A 17,154-nucleotide genomic window follows, 5' to 3' on the forward strand; every position below is an offset into this window, starting at 1 on the left:
TCAAGGCCTTGCGCCCGAATAACCCTGGCGTCAGTGGTGACTTTTCTTTATCGTACGCGCCCTTTGAAAATGCCCGGAAAATCAAAATGTTGGAAGCATCCCTAAGCCAATTGGAACAACTGGTCAGCGACCTGGTGCAGCAGAACCAGACCCTGCTCGGCACCCATCAATCCCTGAGTGCAGAACTGGCCCAGGTCAAGGATGAAAACGAAAGCCTGCAACTGAGCCTGATGGAACAGGAAGAGAAACAAGGTGCCACCGCGGCACGCATTCAGGCCTTGGTTGAGCGCGTCAGCGCCGGCCCTGTCAGCGCATGAGTTACGGCGCCGCAGGGGTAAAAGTCGTCTCGATTCTGGGGGAGGACTATTCGATCAAGGCGCCGGCCGGGGAAGAACAGACCCTGCTGGACGCCGCATTGATGTTGAAGGCCGCCCTGGCCGAGACCAAAAAGAAATACCCGACGCTGATCGGTGACCGCTTGCTGGTGTTGGCGGCGATGAATCTGTGCTCGCAGCAGATCGAAATGCAAAAGCGTCATCAAGAGGAACTCAACCGTTACCAAGAGCAAGTCAGCGCCACGGTTGAAGTGATCGCCAAGACAATCAATCAGGCTTGATCAGCTTTGCGCACAACCAAAGAATAAATTGTCGTTTACGTTGTATACAATCGGCATGGCTGTTGCAGTGTTTCAGCCTCTTATTCTTTGGGGGTGCTCCATGCAGTTCTGGCGACGCAGTATTCAATGGCAGTTGATCCTGAGCATGGGCACCGCCCTGCTGATCAGTATTCTGATCGTGGTTGGCGTTTATACCCTCGTGGTCAACCGCCTCGCCCAGCGCTATCTGGTCGAACAAGCGCTGCCGTCGAGCATCGAAGCGATGCGCAATGACATCGAACGAATCCTCGTTCAACCCCTCACCGCCGCCAAGGACATCGCCAGTAACAGCATGGTTCGCGACTGGTTGGGCGGGGGCGAGAACAGTGCCCAGACCGACACATTCGTAAAGTATCTGGAAGGCATCCGCGCCGAGCATAAAGCCTTTACCGCGATTATTGTCGGCACCGCGTCCAACCATTACTTCACTGAAAAAGGCCTGGACCGGACCCTCAGTCGCTCCAATCCAAAGGACGCCTGGTTCTATGCTTTCCTCGACAGCAACCAACCGCGCACCCTCAATATCGACAATGACACCGCCACCGGCGAATTGGCGCTGTTCATCGACTTCAAGGTCGAGCAGGCCGACAAAGTCGTGGGCGTCGCTGGTCTCGGGCTGAGCATGAAAGAGCTGTCGGAGCTGATCCAGAATTTCAACTTCGGTGAGCGTGGCAAGGTCTATCTCGTGCGTTCCGACGGTTTGATCCAGGTTCATCCCGAGGCGCAGTTCAGCGGCAAGCGCACGCTGGTCGAACAGATCGGCGCCCCGGCGGCGCAAGCGGTCATGGGGCAGCTCTCGACCTCCACAGCGTCCGCCACCAGCAGTTTTGTCCGCGATGGCGAAGATTTTCTGGCCTTGAGCCTGCCGCTGCGTGATCTGGGCTGGACCCTGGTGGCCGAAGTGCCGCAGTCGCAAATCTATGCCGAATCCCGTCGCGCGATGTGGATGAGCAGCGCCATCGGTCTGGCGGTGGCGCTGGTGTGCCTGTTGTTGGTGGTGTTTCTGGCCCGTGGATTGGTGCGACCGATTCGTCAGGTAACAGCGGCGCTGGTAGCCATCGGTAGCGGTGGTGGAGATTTGACCCACAGGTTAGATTCCAGCCGCGCCGATGAACTGGGTGACCTCGCTCGCGGTTTCAATCGCTTCCTGGAAAGTCAGCGCGACATGATCGGCGAAGTCCTGGCCACCAGTGAGCGTTTGCGCTCGGCAGTTGGCCAAGTGGCACGGGTGGTGGATAACACGGCCGAACGCTCGGGCCGTCAGCAGGAAATGACCGACATGGTCGCCACTGCTGTCCACGAGATGGGCCTGACCGTGCAGGAAATCGCTCAAAACGCCGGTAACGCGGCCGTCGCTTCGCAAACCGCGCGGGATGAAGCGCTGCAGGCGCGGGAAGTGGTGGGCGGATCGATCCGGCATATAGAAAGCATGTCCGACGAGATTGGCATAGCCGCCGGTGCGGTGGGCGAGTTGGCCCATCAAGTGGCGTCCATCGATCAGGTGTTGGCGGTGATTCGCGGGATTTCCGAGCAAACCAATTTGCTGGCGCTCAACGCCGCCATCGAAGCGGCGCGGGCCGGGGACATGGGGCGCGGGTTTGCCGTGGTAGCCGATGAAGTGCGGACTCTGGCGCGGCGGACTCAGTCGTCCACCGACGAGATCCAGCAGATGATCGGCAGCCTCAAGCAGGGCGCGGAGAATGCGGTGTCTTCCATGCACGCCGGGCAAGCAGCGACCGGCACCGGCGTTGAGTCGAGTCAGCGCACCGGGGCGTCGTTGACGGCGATCACCGGGCAGGTCGAGCGGATCAGCGACATGAACCATCAGGTGGCCACGGCGACGGAAGAGCAGTCGGCGGTGACGGAAGAGATCAACCGGAATGTGCAGGGGATTTCTGACTTGGCGCGGGCTACAGCGGGGGAGGTCAGGGCTTGTCGGGAAGACTGTCAGACGTTGCAGCGGTTGGCGGATGATCTGGCGCGGCAGATGAGCGGGTTTCGGTTGAGCTGACATCGCGTTGATTGTACCGACGCCATCGCGGGCAAGCCCGCTCCCACAGGATTTGGGTGTTGAACACATTATCTGTGAACAACAGAGATCCCTGTGGGAGCGGGCTTGCCCGCGATTGGGTTTCAGCTACGCCACAGAGTTCTAATCAGAACCACTCATCCTGCATGCCCAGGCACACATCATCCCGCGCCTCGAGAATCGCCAGCTCATGGTGACAACCCGGAACTTCCCACGTCAGGAAATATCGCGCCGCCTGCAGCTTGCCTTTATAAAAGCTCACATCCGCCGCGTTCCCTTTGGCTAACCCTTCCTCTGCACGAATCGCCTGTTCCAGCCAACGCCAACCAATCACCGTGTGGCCGAACACTTTCAGATACAGCGCTGAGTTCGCCAGGCTGCTATTGACCTTGCCCTGAGCCAGATCGGTCAGCAGGCCAATGGTCACGGTTTGCAGGCGAGCCACCAGTTTCTCCAGCGGTTCACGCAGCAACGTCAGTGATTCATACGCCTGCGCTCGCTCGGCGGTGTTGGCGATCAGGCGGATCAGTTGCTTGAGCCCCGCGCCCCCGTTCTGCGCCAGTTTGCGCCCCAGCAAATCCAGCGACTGAATGCCGTGAGTCCCTTCATGAATCGGGTTCAGGCGGTTGTCGCGGTAGTACTGCTCCACCGGGTACTCGCGGGTGTAACCGTGGCCACCGAGAATCTGGATCGCCAGTTCGTTGGCCTTCAAGCAAAACTCCGACGGCCAGGATTTAACGATCGGCGTCAGCAGATCCAGCAGCTCATGAGCCTGTTTGCGCTCGGCTTCGCCTTCAAGGGTCGTGGTGTCGTCAAACAGTCGCGCTGCGTACAACCCAAGGTCAAAGGCCCCTTCGACGTAGGACTTTTGCGTCAGCAGCATACGTCTGACATCGGCATGCTGAATGATCGCCACCGGTGCGGTGCTCGGATCCTTGCTATCCGGCACTCGACCTTGCGGACGTTCGCGGGCGTACTCCAGGGAATACAGGTAACCGGCATAACCCAGCATCACCGCGCCCATACCGACGCCGATCCGCGCCTCGTTCATCATCTGGAACATGTAGCTCAAACCGTGGTGCGGCTTGCCTACCAGATAGCCGACACACTCGCCGTTGTCGCCGAAGTTCAGCGCGGTGGACGTAGTGCCGCGCCAGCCCATCTTATGGAACAACCCGGCCAGCAACACGTCGTTGCGTTTGCCCAGGCTACCGTCATCGTTGACCAGAAACTTGGGCACGATGAACAGTGATATGCCCTTCACCCCGGCCGGTGCATCCGGCAGCTTGGCCAACACCATATGCACGATGTTTTCCGACAGCGGGTGATCGCCGCCGGAGATGAAAATCTTGTTGCCCTTGAGTCGATAGGTGCCGTCGGACGCAGGCTCCGCGCGTGTACGAATATCCGACAGCGAGGAGCCCGCGTGAGGTTCAGTCAGGGCCATGGTGCCGAAGAAGCGGCCGTCGATCATCGGTTGCAGGAATCGCTGTTTCTGCTCATCGGTGCCGAAGCTTTCGATCAGATTCGCCGCGCCCATGGTCAGGAATGGGTAGGAGGTCGACGCCGCGTTGGCCGACTGAAAGTGCGCGAAGCAGGCTTGGGATAGCAATGTAGGAAGTTGCATGCCGCCGGCATCGAAACTGCGCGCGGCATTGAGGAAACCGGCTTCGAGGAAGGCATCCACCGCCGGTTTCACTTCCGGAATCAGAATCGCCTGACCGTCCTCATAGCGTGGTTCGTTCTCGTCGCCCTTGCGGTTGTGCGGGGCGAAGAATTTTTCGGCGATGCTGCGGGCAGTGCCGATAGCCGCATCGAAGGTCTCGCGGTTGTGCTCGGCGAACCGCTCACGCTGGGTCAGGCCCTCGGCATCAAGGACTTCATACAGCTCGAAAGCCAGATTGCGGGAACTGAGCAACGTCTCGGACATGGCGGTCTACCTTTTTTTGGAATGGACCGAGTCTAGGCGTGGGGAGGGCGGGCTGAAAGGATGATTGATGTGGGTGATGGTGGAGCAGGGCGGCGGCTTAGCAGGCGCCACAAGCAACTGTGGGAGCGGGCTTGCCCGCGATGGCGTCAGACCAGTCAATATCATCAGTGACTGATACATCGCTATCGCGAGCAAGCCCGCTCCCACAAGGGTCCTGCTAACCAGGCACCCATTGCAGGTGCCCGGTCTTGTTGCGGTTTAGCCGATCGTCATCAAACTGGCGTTGCCACCCGCCGCAGCGGTGTTAACGCTCAATGCACGCTCGATCACCAGACGTTCCAACGCAATGTTGGTTTCGCCCTGGGACAAACCATGAACCCCAACAATCGCGCCGGCACGCTTGGCCACTTGCTGGCAGACCGCACGCAACTGATCGGAATGGCCATGATGCAGAACCGCATCAATTACCACCTCATCCTTGGTCCAGTCGCCAACCCGCTTGATCCGCGCCTGGATTTCTTTCGGCAAGCGTGCGAACAAAGCCTTGCCCGGTTCAGCGTCCGGCCACACCGCCGATCCGCCTACGGCCAACACCGCCGCCAGTTGAGTTAGCAGATCGCCTTCGACGTCCGCCAGGCACAGCACGTGTTCGCGCGGCAGGATCGCGTAGCTATTGCGCTCACCGGTCGGGCCCGCCAGAACACGGGTGATCCCGCTTTGCGATTGCGCCGCGAACTGTACGCACAGGGTGCTCAAGTCTGCGAGTTTGTTGCTGTCGGCCCAGGCTTTCAGCGCAGTCAGCGGTTTGCTCATGGCATCACGCAGGCGGACGTCCGGTGCAGCGATTGCATCGCCGCGAGCGAAGGATTGTTCAATCGCATCGGTAGGACGTGTCGACAGCAAGCGGTACAGGTACAGCGGACCACCGGCTTTCGGGCCAGTGCCCGACAGGCCTTCACCGCCGAACGGTTGCACGCCGACCACAGCGCCGACGATGTTGCGGTTCACATAAACGTTACCCGCGTTGACGTTGTCGATCACCTTGGCGATGGTCTCGTCGATGCGAGTGTGCACGCCCAGGGTCAAGCCGTAGCCGGAAGCGTTGATCTGGCCAATCAGTTGATCGATCTCTTTGCGCTTGTAGCGAACCACGTGCAGTACTGGGCCGAAGATCTCCCGTTGCAGTTCGTCGAAGCTTTCCAGTTCGATCAGGGTCGGCATCACGAAGGTGCCGCGTTTGACTTCTTCGCTGTTGGCAATTGCCACCTGGTACACGTTGCGACCTTTGTCGCGCATGGCCTGGATGTGCTTCTCGATACCGGCCTTGGCTTCGGCGTCGATCACCGGGCCGATGTCCACGGACAGGCGCTCAGGGTTGCCGAGACGGCATTCAGCCATGGCACCTTTAAGCATTTCGATGACACGGTCAGCGGAATCTTCCTGCAGGCACAGTACACGCAGCGCCGAGCAGCGTTGACCGGCGCTGTCGAAAGCCGAGGATACGACGTCGATCACAACTTGTTCGGTCAGTGCCGAAGAGTCGACGATCATCGCGTTCTGGCCACCGGTTTCGGCGATCAGTGGAATCGGGCGACCTTGAGCATCCAGACGACCCGCGACGTTGCGTTGCAGCAAACGAGCGACTTCGGTGGAGCCGGTGAACATCACGCCTTTGACGCGATCGTCGCCGACCAGACGGGCGCCGACAGTTTCACCACGGCCCGGCAGCAGTTGCAGCACGCCTTCCGGAATCCCGGCTTCGATCAGCAAGCGCACGGCTTGAGCGGCCACCAACGGGGTTTGTTCGGCAGGTTTGGCCAGTACCGGGTTACCGGCGGCCAGTGCAGCAGCGACCTGACCACTGAAGATCGCCAGCGGGAAGTTCCACGGACTGATGCAGACCACCGGACCCAATGGGCGGTGGGCATCGTTAGTGAAATCGTTGCGAGCCTGCACCGCGTAATAACGCAGGAAGTCCACGGCTTCACGCACTTCGGCGATGGCGTTGGCAAAGGTCTTGCCGGCTTCGCGAGCCAACAGGCCCATCAGCGGCTGGATCTCGCCTTCCATCAAATCGGCGGCACGTTCCAGAATCGCGGCGCGTTCGGCCGGCGGGGTCGCCTGCCAGATCGGCGCGGCTTTCAGGGCGCACTGGATCGCATTGTCGACGTCTTCGACGGTGGCTTCCTGCACATGGCCAACCACGTCACGTAGATCGGACGGGTTCAGGACTGGCGCAGGGGTTTCGGTGCTGGACGCGCAACCGAGCATCGGCGCGGCTTTCCAGTTGTTGTGAGCAGTGGCCAGCAGGGCGCACGACAGGGAAGCCAGACGATGTTCGTTGGCCATGTCGATGCCGCTGGAGTTGGCGCGCTCGGCACCATAAAGATCACGCGGCAGCGGGATACGCGGGTGCGGCAGGCCGAAGCCGCCTTCCAGCGTCGCCATCTGCTCGATACTGGCCACTGGATCGGCCACCAACTCCTGAATCGAAATAGACTGGTCGGCGATGCGGTTAACGAACGAAGTGTTCGCGCCGTTCTCCAGCAGACGACGCACCAGATACGCCAACAATGTTTCGTGTGTGCCAACCGGTGCGTACACGCGGCACGGACGGTTCAGCTTGCCTTCGGAAACTTTACCTACAACCTGTTCGTACAGCGGCTCGCCCATGCCGTGCAGGCACTGGAACTCGTACTGGCCAGGGTAATAGTTCTGACCGGCGATGTGGTAGATGGCCGACAAGGTATGGGCATTGTGCGTGGCGAACTGCGGATAAATGACTTCCGGCACCGACAGCAACTTGCGGGCGCAGGCGATGTAGGAAACGTCGGTGTACACCTTGCGGGTATAGACCGGATAGCCTTCCAGGCCTTCGACCTGGGCGCGCTTGATTTCGCTGTCCCAGTACGCGCCTTTTACCAGACGGATCATCAGGCGATGACGGCTGCGGCGAGCCAGGTCAATCACGTAGTCGATCACATACGGGCAACGCTTCTGGTAGGCCTGGATCACGAAGCCGATGCCGTTCCAGCCGGTCAGTTGCGGCTCGAAGCACAGACGCTCCAGCAGATCCAGCGACAGCTCGAGGCGGTCGGCTTCTTCGGCGTCGATGTTCAGGCCGATGTCGTATTGCTTGGCCAACAGAGTCAGCGACAGCAGGCGCGGGTACAACTCTTCCATCACGCGCTCGTACTGGGCGCGGCTGTAACGCGGGTGCAAGGCGGACAGCTTGATCGAAATGCCCGGGCCTTCATAAATCCCACGACCGTGAGAGGCTTTGCCGATCGAGTGGATGGCTTGTTCGTACGAGGCCAGGTACTTCTGGGCGTCATGTTCAGTGAGTGCAGCTTCACCCAGCATGTCGTAGGAATAGCGGAAGCCTTTGGCTTCGAACTTGCTGGCGTTGGCCAGCGCTTCGGCGATGGTTTCGCCGGTGACGAACTGCTCGCCCATCAGGCGCATGGCCATGTCGACGCCCTTGCGGATCATCGGCTCGCCGCTCTTGCCAATGATTCGGCTCAGGGACGAGGTCAGGCCGGCTTCATTGTGGGTGGCGACCAGTTTGCCGGTCAGTAGCAGGCCCCAGGTGGCGGCATTGACGAACAGCGACGGGCTGTTGCCCAAGTGCGGCTGCCAGTTACCGGTGCTGATTTTGTCGCGGATCAGGGCGTCACGGGTGCCTTTGTCCGGGATGCGCAGCAGTGCTTCGGCCAGGCACATCAGCGCCACGCCTTCCTGGGACGACAAGGAAAACTCCTGCAACAGGCCTTGAACAATCCCGGCACGGCCGCCAGCGCTTTTCTGATTGCGCAGTTTCTCGGCAATCGAGGCGGCGAGTTTGTTGGTGGCGTCGGCCATCGCGGCCGGCAGGCGCGCCTGCTCGATCAGCATCGGCACCACTTCAGGTTCCGGGCGACGGTAGGCGGCAGTGATAGAGGCGCGCAGCACCGATTGCGGCAGGATGCTTTCAGCGAATTCCAGGAAGCACTGATGCGCGTGATCGACGTGGATCTCGCCCGCTTCGTCAACTTCCTTGCCGTTCAAGCCGTTCAGCTCGGACAGGGTTGCACCACCCTCGAGTTTTTCCAGGTAATTGAAAATTGCCTGCTTGATCAGCCAGTGCGGCGTGCGATCAATCGAGGTCGCGGCGGCCTTGAGGCGTTCGCGGGTCGGGTCGTCAAGTTTGACCCCAAGAGTGGTGGTAGCCATATTTTTATCCTCATGTTTGCCACGACCGCGTGGCATCAGCTGGCGGCAAGATTAGCTGTGCGTCGGTCGAGGTGCAACCGGGTGCAACCCTTTTTTTGTCGGAATAATAAGCAGCTCGTCAGGAAATCAATTCTGGTACATCCCTCCCGCGCCTGCTTGGTGCTTTTACTTCTAGCGAAACCCGGAAAACGCCCTAAAAAGGAGCAAAAACCGACCCTTTTCAGGTAAATCCGACTAGGTGCAACTTATTCGCACGAAACTGGTTGCACCTTATTTGCTTTGTTGAATAGCATTCGCGGTCAAGGTGCAACCGGTCAAAAAGATCGGTGTGCCGGCTGATGGCTTTCCTGGGGAAACATCAGTCATAAATGCGCGGGATCCGGAATCGTCTGTCAAACGTCATCGTTTGCGAGCGGTTCACTAGCCGCCGTTACATAAAAACAATGCCAGGGCGTAACTCAATGAGCGTAAGCAATCCAACTCTGATCACGTTCGTGATCTACATCGCAGCAATGGTGCTGATCGGCTTCATGGCCTATCGCTCCACCAACAACCTTTCTGACTACATTCTGGGCGGTCGTAGCCTGGGCAGCGTCGTGACCGCACTCTCCGCGGGCGCTTCCGACATGAGCGGCTGGTTGTTGATGGGCCTGCCAGGCGCTATCTACATGTCCGGTCTTTCCGAAAGCTGGATCGCCATCGGCCTGATCATCGGTGCTTACCTGAACTGGCTGTTCGTCGCCGGCCGTCTGCGCGTGCAGACCGAGCACAACGGCGATGCACTGACCCTGCCGGATTACTTCTCCAGCCGTTTTGAAGATAAAAGCGGCCTGCTGCGGATCATCTCCGCGGTCGTGATCCTGGTGTTCTTCACCATCTACTGCGCTTCCGGCATTGTGGCCGGCGCCCGTCTGTTCGAAAGCACCTTCGGCATGTCCTACGAGACAGCGCTGTGGGCCGGTGCTGCGGCGACGATTGCCTACACCTTCGTCGGTGGTTTCCTGGCAGTGAGCTGGACTGACACCGTACAAGCCACGCTGATGATCTTCGCCCTGCTGCTGACGCCGATCATCGTGCTGCTGGCTACCGGCGGCGTCGACACCACGTTCCTGGCCATCGAAGCGCAAGATCCAAGCAACTTCGACATGCTGAAAAACACCACTTTCATCGGCATCATTTCGCTGATGGGCTGGGGTCTGGGCTACTTCGGCCAGCCGCACATCCTGGCGCGTTTCATGGCGGCGGATTCGGTCAAGTCGATCGCCAACGCTCGTCGCATCTCCATGACCTGGATGATCCTGTGCCTGGGCGGCACCGTCGCTGTAGGTTTCTTCGGTATCGCTTACTTCTCGGCGCACCCTGAAGTGGCCGGTCCTGTGACCGAAAACCACGAACGTGTGTTCATCGAACTGGCGAAAATCCTGTTCAACCCATGGGTTGCCGGTGTGTTGCTGTCGGCCATTCTGGCGGCGGTAATGAGTACTCTGAGCTGCCAACTGCTGGTGTGCTCGAGCGCCCTGACCGAAGACTTCTACAAAACCTTCCTGCGCAAAACTGCTTCTCAGGTTGAATTGGTCTGGGTCGGCCGTGCCATGGTGCTGCTGGTTGCCTTGATCGCCATCGCTCTGGCGGCTAACCCGGAAAACCGTGTACTGGGTCTGGTCAGCTACGCCTGGGCTGGTTTCGGTGCTGCGTTCGGTCCGGTTGTCCTGATCTCCGTGATCTGGAAAGACATGACCCGCGACGGCGCACTGGCCGGCATCCTGGTCGGCGCGATCACCGTGATCGTCTGGAAACACTTCGAACTGCTGGGCCTGTACGAAATCATCCCTGGTTTCATCTTCGCCAGCCTGGCGATCTACTTCGTCAGCAAAATGGGCACCCCGACCGCCGGCATGCTTCATCGCTTTGCAGCGGCCGAGAAGGATTTCCGCCTGAATCAGTGATGGGGTGAGCTGATGCTCTGATCTTTCGCTGAACATGAAAACGGCCCGCTTCCTTTTGGAGGCGGGCCGTTTTTTTGCGCTATTTCTTTTGACGTAGGGCATGAAGCATCGAAATTCCACTGTGGGAGCGGGCTTGCCCGCGATAGGGCCCTGTCAGTCACAAATACATTGCCTGACCCACCGCTATCGCGGGCAAGCCCGCTCCCACAGTTGTTCGGTGGTGCTTCTGACAGGAATGTCTGTAGTTCTATATCTCAACTTGTGAAGGAAAATTCCCTAAAAAAACAGGGCAAATCTGATTTCCTTGTCCCTCCGTCAACACCCCTTGTCGCTCATGCAGAATCCCCCGCCTTCATTCTGCAGAGACACATCGGATGTTCGCGCCTGCCAATCAACCGCGTTTCACGTTGACCCTCGACGGTGTCCAGAATGAGCTCAAGGTACTTGAGTTCACGGGCAAGGAAGCCATCAGCCAACCCTATCGCTTTGACCTGGAACTGGTCAGCGAGCGGCCCGACATTGACCTCGAAAGCCTGCTGCACTGTCAGGCGTTTCTGAGTTTCGATGCACAAGGCTCCGGCATTCACGGTCAGATTTTTCGCGTCGGCCAGAGCGATTCCGGCCAACGCCTGACGGGCTACCAAATCAGTCTCGTACCGCGCCTGGCGTACCTCGCTCGGCGCATCAATCAGCGAATCTTCCAGCACAAAAGCGTGCCGGCGATCGTCACGCAAATCCTCAAAGACCACGGCATCCAGCGCGATGCCTTCGAGTTCCAGCTCGGCAGCGACTACCCCGAGCGCGAGTATTGCGTGCAGTACGCCGAAAGCGATCTGGCGTTCATCCAGCGGTTGTGTGCAGAAGTCGGTATTCATTACCACTTCCAGCACAGCCCCGATGGGCACCTGCTGGTGTTCGGCGATGACCAGACGGTTTTCCCCCGCCTGCCCGAACCGACGCTGTACCTGCCGGGCAGCGGGATGGCAGCGGATGCGCCAGCGATCAAGCGTTTCAGCGTGCGGCTGGAAACCCGGACTACAGCGGTCACTCGCAGGGACTACGACTTCCGTAAACCGCGTTTGCAACTCGAAAGCCGCCTCGACAGCGAGCAGCGACCGGTGCTTGAGGACTACCACTTTCCCGGCCAATTCACCGATCGCGAACACGGCAAGCATCTGGCTCAACGGATCTTGGAGCGCCACGGGGCAGATTACCGCCAGGCTGAAGGTCGCGGCGACGAATCTGCTTTGGTCAGTGGGCATTTCCTACACCTCGCCGAACACCCGCGTCAGACGTGGAATGACCTGTGGTTGATCACTGAAATCGAACACCGTGGCCGGCAGCCGCAGGTGCTGGAAGAGTCGGCCACCAGCGACAGCCCGGATGATTTCCAGGGCTATCGCAATACCTTTCTGGCGACGCCGTGGGACGTTTCCTTTCGCTCGCCGCTGGGGCCAGAAAAACCACGGATGCTCGGCTATCAACCTGCCGTGGTCACCGGCCCGACTGACAGCGAAATCCACTGCGACGAGTACGGTCGGGTCAAGGTTCAACTCGCCTGGGACCGTGACGGTCAGCTCAACGAGCATTCCAGTTGCTGGTTGCGCGTCGCCACTGGCTGGGCGCATGACCGCTATGGCAGCGTGATGATTCCGCGCGTCGGCATGGAAGTGCTGGTGGGATTCGTCGACGCCGATGCCGACAAACCGCTGGTGATGGGTTGCCTGCCCAACGCGGCGACCCCGGTGCCGCTCGATCTGCCGGCAGACAAAACCCGCAGCATTTTCCGCAGCCAAAGTACTCCCGGTGGCGGCGGTTACAACGAATTGCGCATCGAGGATCGCAAGGGCGCCGAGGAAATCTACCTGCGCGCCCAGCGAAACTGGACTCAGCATGTACTGAACGATCAACAGGTGCAGGTCGATAACGCCCGCAGCATCGTCGTCACCGGCACCGCTCGCCACGAACTGAAGGCCGACGAAAAGCGCATCACCCACGGTCAGCGCCAGACCGAAGTGCGGCTGGACGATCACCTGGTGGTGGTCGGCGACCGACACATTCGCGTGACCAGTCAGGCCCTCAACGCCAGTCAGCAATTCCACGTCAGCGCCGGCCAGCAAGTGGTCATCGACGGCGGCGCCAGTGCGACCATTCAGGCGGGCGGGCAGTGGATCAACATCGGCCCCGGCGGGATTTTCAGCAGCGTGCCGATTCAGGTCGGTGGCGCACCGATGGCGGCCATGGCTGCGGCGCCGAGCCTGCCGGATGTTCCGTTGAAACTTGCGGCGGCCCCGGCGGCGCTGCTCAGTGCCGCACAAATACTCAGCCTGCAAAGCGACGCGCCATTCTGCGAAGAATGCGAGCGCTGCAAGGACGGTGTTTGTGCTGCCTGAAGTTTTGTCCCCTCACGCCTGGCTGGAGCGCCAGCCGCTGAAACCGTCGGAGCAACTGTTTGCGATTTTCAGCAGTGCCAGTGCTGCTGAACCGTTCAAAGCCTGGCAACGCTCGATCATGACTCAAGCGCCGAGCCCGATCTGGGCTGACACCGCGTATGCCGAGTGGGAAGCGGTGATGCCCTATGTCGGAATCGTCGCTGCGGGCAGTGATTTTTTGGAGTGGGTTGCCACCACTGAGTCTCGCGATTGGGGGTGGTTGGCGGTTTCTTCTGCTTCTCATGAAGTGCTGGTCGAGCATTTTTGCAGCCTTACGCAAGTCATGTTGCCAAATGGTAAAGCGGTGTTTTTCCGCTTTTGGGATGGGCGTTATTTGCTGCCGATTTTGCAGTCTGCTGATTTGAATACCTCGGAACTGTTGCCGGTGATCCGCAGGTGTTTGATCAATGGGCAGTCGGTTGATATAGGCGTTAGCGCGCTGAAAACGTCGAAGGTTTTCCCGTGGTGGGAGGTTTCTCAATCCCTGCTGCAACACCTCGGTGCTGAAGATGCTTCGACACTTATCAATAACCTGATGCGCTGGTTGAGTGAAGAGCATCCGGGTCTGCTCGAGGCGTTTTCAGAAAGCGTTTTGCGCAGGAAGGTTGAGACGTTTCTTGCGATGCCAGGCCTACCTCCCGGGCCAAAAGCTGAGTTGTTGGAGCACTTGATGGCGGAACTGGATTGATCGGGTGTAGGGCCAGGCGAAATTTCCGGGCAAGGTCATCGGAAGTTTCCTTCAAGTTGTGGCGGTTTTCGTGAACTGGTTTGAAATGTATTCCATCGATAGTCTCTGGTGGTCACTGAAATTTCAGTGGCGGGGTGTAGGAACCCTTCAAGACCGATGGGATGCTCATAGTGTCAATGCTTGGTTTGCGGTCGTTAACATGCGTCCGTAAGATCAGTTGCGGCGGCTATGCGCGGGCACGCTTCGGCGTGGTCGAGTTTTCCCAAAGGTCTCGATATTCCTACCTCGCGTATAGCTGCCACCCCTAGCCTGTAGGAAGGCTGATGGCAGCTCCTATTATTCTTTGGGAGTCTCTAATGAAAACGCTTACACCCGATCCACCCTACGAAAAACCAATCCCCCACCCCAATAACCGCTTCATGGCGCTCACCAGCAACTGCACCGACATGCCCACGCTGTTCGTCGATACCCACGCGCCGCTCGATGTTTTATACGACGCCGCCAGCTATCGAATTCGCGCAGTCACCCAGGTGCTTGAGAACATGTCGATGCGCGGTTCGGTTGAGTGCGAATCCTTCATTCTCAGTGACTTTGCCTTGCTCTGCGCCATTCCATTGCGCGATGGGTGTGATGTGCTGGATGTGATTGGGCGGCGGTTGCGGGCTCGGCCTTCGGACTAGCGTCGAGTGGCTTTTGTGGCGAGGGAGCTTTTGTGGCGAGGGAGCTTGCTCCCGCTGGGCTGCGGAGCGGCCCCAGAATCAGCAATCCGGTTTTGTCAGGCAGACCGCGGGGGTTGGTTTGGCGACTGCTGTGCAGTCGAACGGGGGGCGAGCCCCCTCGCCACGGGGTTTTGTAGTGGTTTCAGGTTTCTTGGGACTGCTGCGCAGCCCAGCGGGAGCAAGCTCCCTCGCCACAAGGGCGAGATCAACAGATCGCAGCCTTCGGCAGCTTAGGGGGTGTGATCGTTTTCTTGCTTCTGCGTTGGGATGATTGCCGGGCAGATTGTCCGCTCGGCTGCGAGGCCCTGACGTTCGCCTCGGTACAAGGTAAACTTCCCGGCCTTCGCAGGAGCAATCATGAATTATCGTCACGCCTTCCATGCCGGCAATCACGCCGATGTGTTCAAACACCTGACTCTGACCCGCATCATCGCCTTGATGTCGCGCAAGGAGCAGCCGTTTGCCTATCTCGACACTCACGCCGGTATTGGTCTGTATGACCTGCAGGGCGATCAGGCCAGTCGTACCGGCGAGTACCTGGAAGGGATCGCGCGGTTGTGGGATCAGCCGGATTTGCCGGCGCTGACTGCCGATTACATGAAGGTGCTGCACGACATGAACCCGGATGGCCAGTTGCGCTATTACCCGGGGTCGCCGGAGTTGGCGCGGCGTCTGACGCGGCCGCAGGATCGGGTGATGCTCAATGAGAAGCACCCCGAAGACGGCTTGCTGCTCAAGGACAACATGGCCGGTGATCGTCGGGTAAAGGTTCACTTGGGCGAAGGCTGGCATGTGCCGCGTGCGATGTTGCCGGTGCAGGAGAAGCGGGCGGTGATGTTGATTGATCCGCCGTTCGAGCAGCTCGATGAGATGCAGCGTTGTGCGGCGTCGCTGAAAGAAGCGATTGGCCGGATGCGTCAGACGGTGGCAGCGATTTGGTACCCGGTGAAGGATCAGCGCATGTTGCGGCGTTTTTATCAGGACCTGGCTGGCACGGGCGCGCCGAAGTTGTTGCGCGTGGAGTTGTTGGTGCATCCGTTGGATACGCCCAATAGCTTGAATGGTTCGGGGTTGGCGATTGCCAATCCGCCGTGGGGGCTGGAAGAGGAGTTGCGTGAGTTGCTGCCGTGGTTGTCCAAGAAGCTTGGACAGACCCAGGGTGGGTGGCAGATGGATTGGTTGATTGCCGAGAGTTGATACATGCATTAGTGGCGTCTGATCCGACGCCATCGCGGGCAAGCTGATCTGGTCAAGTAATCCCGGACACCAGTTACGGTGTTTATGCCGCTTTTAGCTCCATAGCTATTGGCGACAGGTAGTTGTTGTAGCTGTGGAGCCTGGTGCGGTTGTAGTACATGAAGAAACGCACCATATCGGTTTGTGCTTCCTCGCTCGTGCTGTAGCCGTTGCGAGGGACCCATTCTGACTTCAGGGTGCCGAAAAAGCGTTCCGTTGGAGCATTGTCCCAACACTGCCCGCGATGACTCATGCTCTGCAAAATGCCATGGCGCATCAGCTCTTCTTGAAACTTGCGACTGGTGTACTGACAGCCCTGATCCGAATGGAACATCAACCCAGGTGGGCAGGTTCGAAGCTCTGTCGCCATGCGTAGCGCTTTACTCACCAAGTTGGCGTCATTGACCAGCGAAAATGCCCAACCAATGACCCGACGAGCAAACAAATCGATCACGATGGCCAGATGAACCCAGCGCTTGCCTACCATCAAGCTTGTAACGTCGCCACACCAGACTTGATTGACCGCGGTCGGCTTGAAATTGCGCTTGAGCAGGTTGGGCGCGACAAATGCTTCAACTCCTTTGGATCTGAATGGATGAGGCTGGCGTTGTTTGCTGACAATGTTGGCTTCCCTCATCAGGGCTTTAACAAGGCTTCTTCCGACCGCTATGTTTTGGGCCTGCAGATGCTTGCTGATCGTTCTGGACCCCATGGCTTCCCGGCTTTCGCTGTGCAGTTCGACCACCTTCCCCTTGAGCTCTTCGCGCTCGATCTTAGGCCGCGAGAGACGCTGTAGCCATTCGTAAAAGCTGCTGCGCTTCACATCGAAAACGCGACACAGGATGGCGGTCGGGAATGACTCTCTTAGCTCCGCGATCATCGAAAACGATCGGGATCCGACATCAAGAGAGCGGTAGCCTTTTTTAAGATTTCGGCTTCCATTTCCATGCGTTTGATCTTGGCTTTCAAATCCTGAATCTGGCGCTGATCCTCAGTAATGGCCTTGGTGCCTTGAACCGGTTGCCCCTTGTGTTCCTTGCGAACCTGATCCACCCAGCGCCGCAACGCGGTGGCGCTAATGTCCAGCGACGCGCAGACTTCCTGTACCGAACAACCGTCATCAATCACCATGCTGGCTGCACGATGTTTGAACTCGCGGGAAAAGACTCTTCTTTCTTTCATGGAACCTCCAAATTGGCGAAATCATATCGCCCTTAAGAGGTGTCCGGAATTATTAGGCCAGATCAAGCCCGCTCCCACAGGGATTTATGTCGATCACAACATAGTGGTCAGACACATCACCTGTG

At 58.9% G+C, this 17,154-nt stretch carries 12 protein-coding genes; 8 read left to right on the top strand and 4 right to left on the bottom strand.

Translation table 11 applies throughout. The features are described from left to right. The first annotated feature begins 86 nt into the window (after positions 1–86). The 3 genes from AB3226_RS16995 (at position 87) to AB3226_RS17005 (ending at position 2,666) form a co-directional block, all read left to right on the top strand. Positions 87–317 carry a hypothetical protein gene (locus AB3226_RS16995; RefSeq protein ID WP_367373896.1) on the top strand — a complete coding sequence of 77 codons (231 nt, stop codon included), beginning with the start codon at positions 87–89 and terminating at the stop codon, positions 315–317. Further along, a complete protein-coding gene (locus tag AB3226_RS17000) occupies positions 314–616 on the top strand; it encodes a cell division protein ZapA (RefSeq protein WP_048396096.1) in 303 nt (100 codons plus the stop codon). Before AB3226_RS16995 ends, AB3226_RS17000 begins: the two co-directional genes overlap by 4 nt. Before the next feature lie 100 nt (positions 617–716). Continuing rightward, positions 717–2,666 (top strand): methyl-accepting chemotaxis protein, encoded by a 1,950-nt coding sequence (locus AB3226_RS17005; RefSeq protein ID WP_367373897.1) that lies wholly within the window; start codon positions 717–719, stop codon positions 2,664–2,666. A 145-nt stretch (positions 2,667–2,811) separates the two neighbouring features. Here the strand turns inward: AB3226_RS17005 and AB3226_RS17010 are convergent, their stop codons facing one another. Both AB3226_RS17010 and putA read right to left on the bottom strand, forming a co-directional pair. Next, complete coding sequence (locus AB3226_RS17010; RefSeq protein WP_367373898.1) at positions 2,812–4,614, bottom strand: acyl-CoA dehydrogenase; 1,803 nt, start codon at positions 4,612–4,614, stop codon at positions 2,812–2,814. A 258-nt stretch (positions 4,615–4,872) separates the two neighbouring features. Then, positions 4,873–8,826, bottom strand: a complete 3,954-nt coding sequence (putA, locus tag AB3226_RS17015; RefSeq protein ID WP_367373899.1) for a trifunctional transcriptional regulator/proline dehydrogenase/L-glutamate gamma-semialdehyde dehydrogenase — start codon at positions 8,824–8,826, stop codon at positions 4,873–4,875. A 461-nt stretch (positions 8,827–9,287) separates the two neighbouring features. On the opposite strand from putA, the gene putP reads away from it, so the two are divergent. The 5 genes from putP to AB3226_RS17040 all read left to right on the top strand — a co-directional run bounded on the left by putP (position 9,288) and on the right by AB3226_RS17040 (position 15,808). Then, entirely contained in the window at positions 9,288–10,772 is a 1,485-nt protein-coding gene (putP, locus tag AB3226_RS17020; protein WP_367373900.1) for a sodium/proline symporter PutP, read from the top strand. A 374-nt stretch (positions 10,773–11,146) separates the two neighbouring features. After that, positions 11,147–13,165, top strand: coding sequence for a type VI secretion system tip protein VgrG (locus tag AB3226_RS17025; protein ID WP_367373901.1), 2,019 nt, complete (start codon positions 11,147–11,149; stop codon positions 13,163–13,165). Then, positions 13,155–13,892 (top strand): DUF4123 domain-containing protein, encoded by a 738-nt coding sequence (locus tag AB3226_RS17030; RefSeq protein ID WP_367373902.1) that lies wholly within the window; start codon positions 13,155–13,157, stop codon positions 13,890–13,892. Before AB3226_RS17025 ends, AB3226_RS17030 begins: the two co-directional genes overlap by 11 nt. Before the next feature lie 356 nt (positions 13,893–14,248). Beyond that, a complete protein-coding gene (locus AB3226_RS17035; protein ID WP_367373903.1) occupies positions 14,249–14,572 on the top strand; it encodes a hypothetical protein in 324 nt (107 codons plus the stop codon). A gap of 396 nt (positions 14,573–14,968) precedes the next feature. Continuing rightward, a complete protein-coding gene (locus AB3226_RS17040) occupies positions 14,969–15,808 on the top strand; it encodes a 23S rRNA (adenine(2030)-N(6))-methyltransferase RlmJ (RefSeq protein ID WP_010464314.1) in 840 nt (279 codons plus the stop codon). Between the two features lie 82 nt (positions 15,809–15,890). On the opposite strand, the gene AB3226_RS17045 is transcribed toward AB3226_RS17040, so the two are convergent. Then, the gene (locus AB3226_RS17045; RefSeq protein WP_367372336.1) at positions 15,891–16,727 is read right to left on the bottom strand and encodes an IS3 family transposase; all 837 of its coding nucleotides are present in this window, start codon (positions 16,725–16,727) and stop codon (positions 15,891–15,893) included. Beyond that, a complete protein-coding gene (locus AB3226_RS17050) occupies positions 16,724–17,029 on the bottom strand; it encodes a transposase (RefSeq protein ID WP_229801896.1) in 306 nt (101 codons plus the stop codon). The genes AB3226_RS17045 and AB3226_RS17050 overlap by 4 nt, the downstream gene beginning before the upstream one ends. Between the last annotated feature and the right edge of the window lie 125 nt (positions 17,030–17,154).

The sequence above is a fragment of the Pseudomonas lini genome, assembly GCF_964063345.1.
Classification (GTDB): Bacteria; Pseudomonadota; Gammaproteobacteria; order Pseudomonadales; family Pseudomonadaceae; genus Aquipseudomonas; species Aquipseudomonas lini_B.

Bases quoted from the DNA above. Each gene is read 5' to 3' on its own strand.
- AB3226_RS17045 (WP_367372336.1), bottom strand. From the start codon at position 16,727: ATGATCGCGGAGCTAAGAGAGTCATTCCCGACCGCCATCCTGTGTCGC.
- putP (WP_367373900.1), top strand. From the start codon at position 9,288: ATGAGCGTAAGCAATCCAACTCTGATCACGTTCGTGATCTACATCGCA.
- AB3226_RS16995 (WP_367373896.1), top strand. From the start codon at position 87: ATGTTGGAAGCATCCCTAAGCCAATTGGAACAACTGGTCAGCGACCTG.
- AB3226_RS17025 (WP_367373901.1), top strand. From the start codon at position 11,147: ATGTTCGCGCCTGCCAATCAACCGCGTTTCACGTTGACCCTCGACGGT.
- AB3226_RS17010 (WP_367373898.1), bottom strand. From the start codon at position 4,614: ATGTCCGAGACGTTGCTCAGTTCCCGCAATCTGGCTTTCGAGCTGTAT.
- AB3226_RS17000 (WP_048396096.1), top strand. From the start codon at position 314: ATGAGTTACGGCGCCGCAGGGGTAAAAGTCGTCTCGATTCTGGGGGAG.
- AB3226_RS17005 (WP_367373897.1), top strand. From the start codon at position 717: ATGCAGTTCTGGCGACGCAGTATTCAATGGCAGTTGATCCTGAGCATG.
- AB3226_RS17035 (WP_367373903.1), top strand. From the start codon at position 14,249: ATGAAAACGCTTACACCCGATCCACCCTACGAAAAACCAATCCCCCAC.
- putA (WP_367373899.1), bottom strand. From the start codon at position 8,826: ATGGCTACCACCACTCTTGGGGTCAAACTTGACGACCCGACCCGCGAA.
- AB3226_RS17050 (WP_229801896.1), bottom strand. From the start codon at position 17,029: ATGAAAGAAAGAAGAGTCTTTTCCCGCGAGTTCAAACATCGTGCAGCC.
- AB3226_RS17040 (WP_010464314.1), top strand. From the start codon at position 14,969: ATGAATTATCGTCACGCCTTCCATGCCGGCAATCACGCCGATGTGTTC.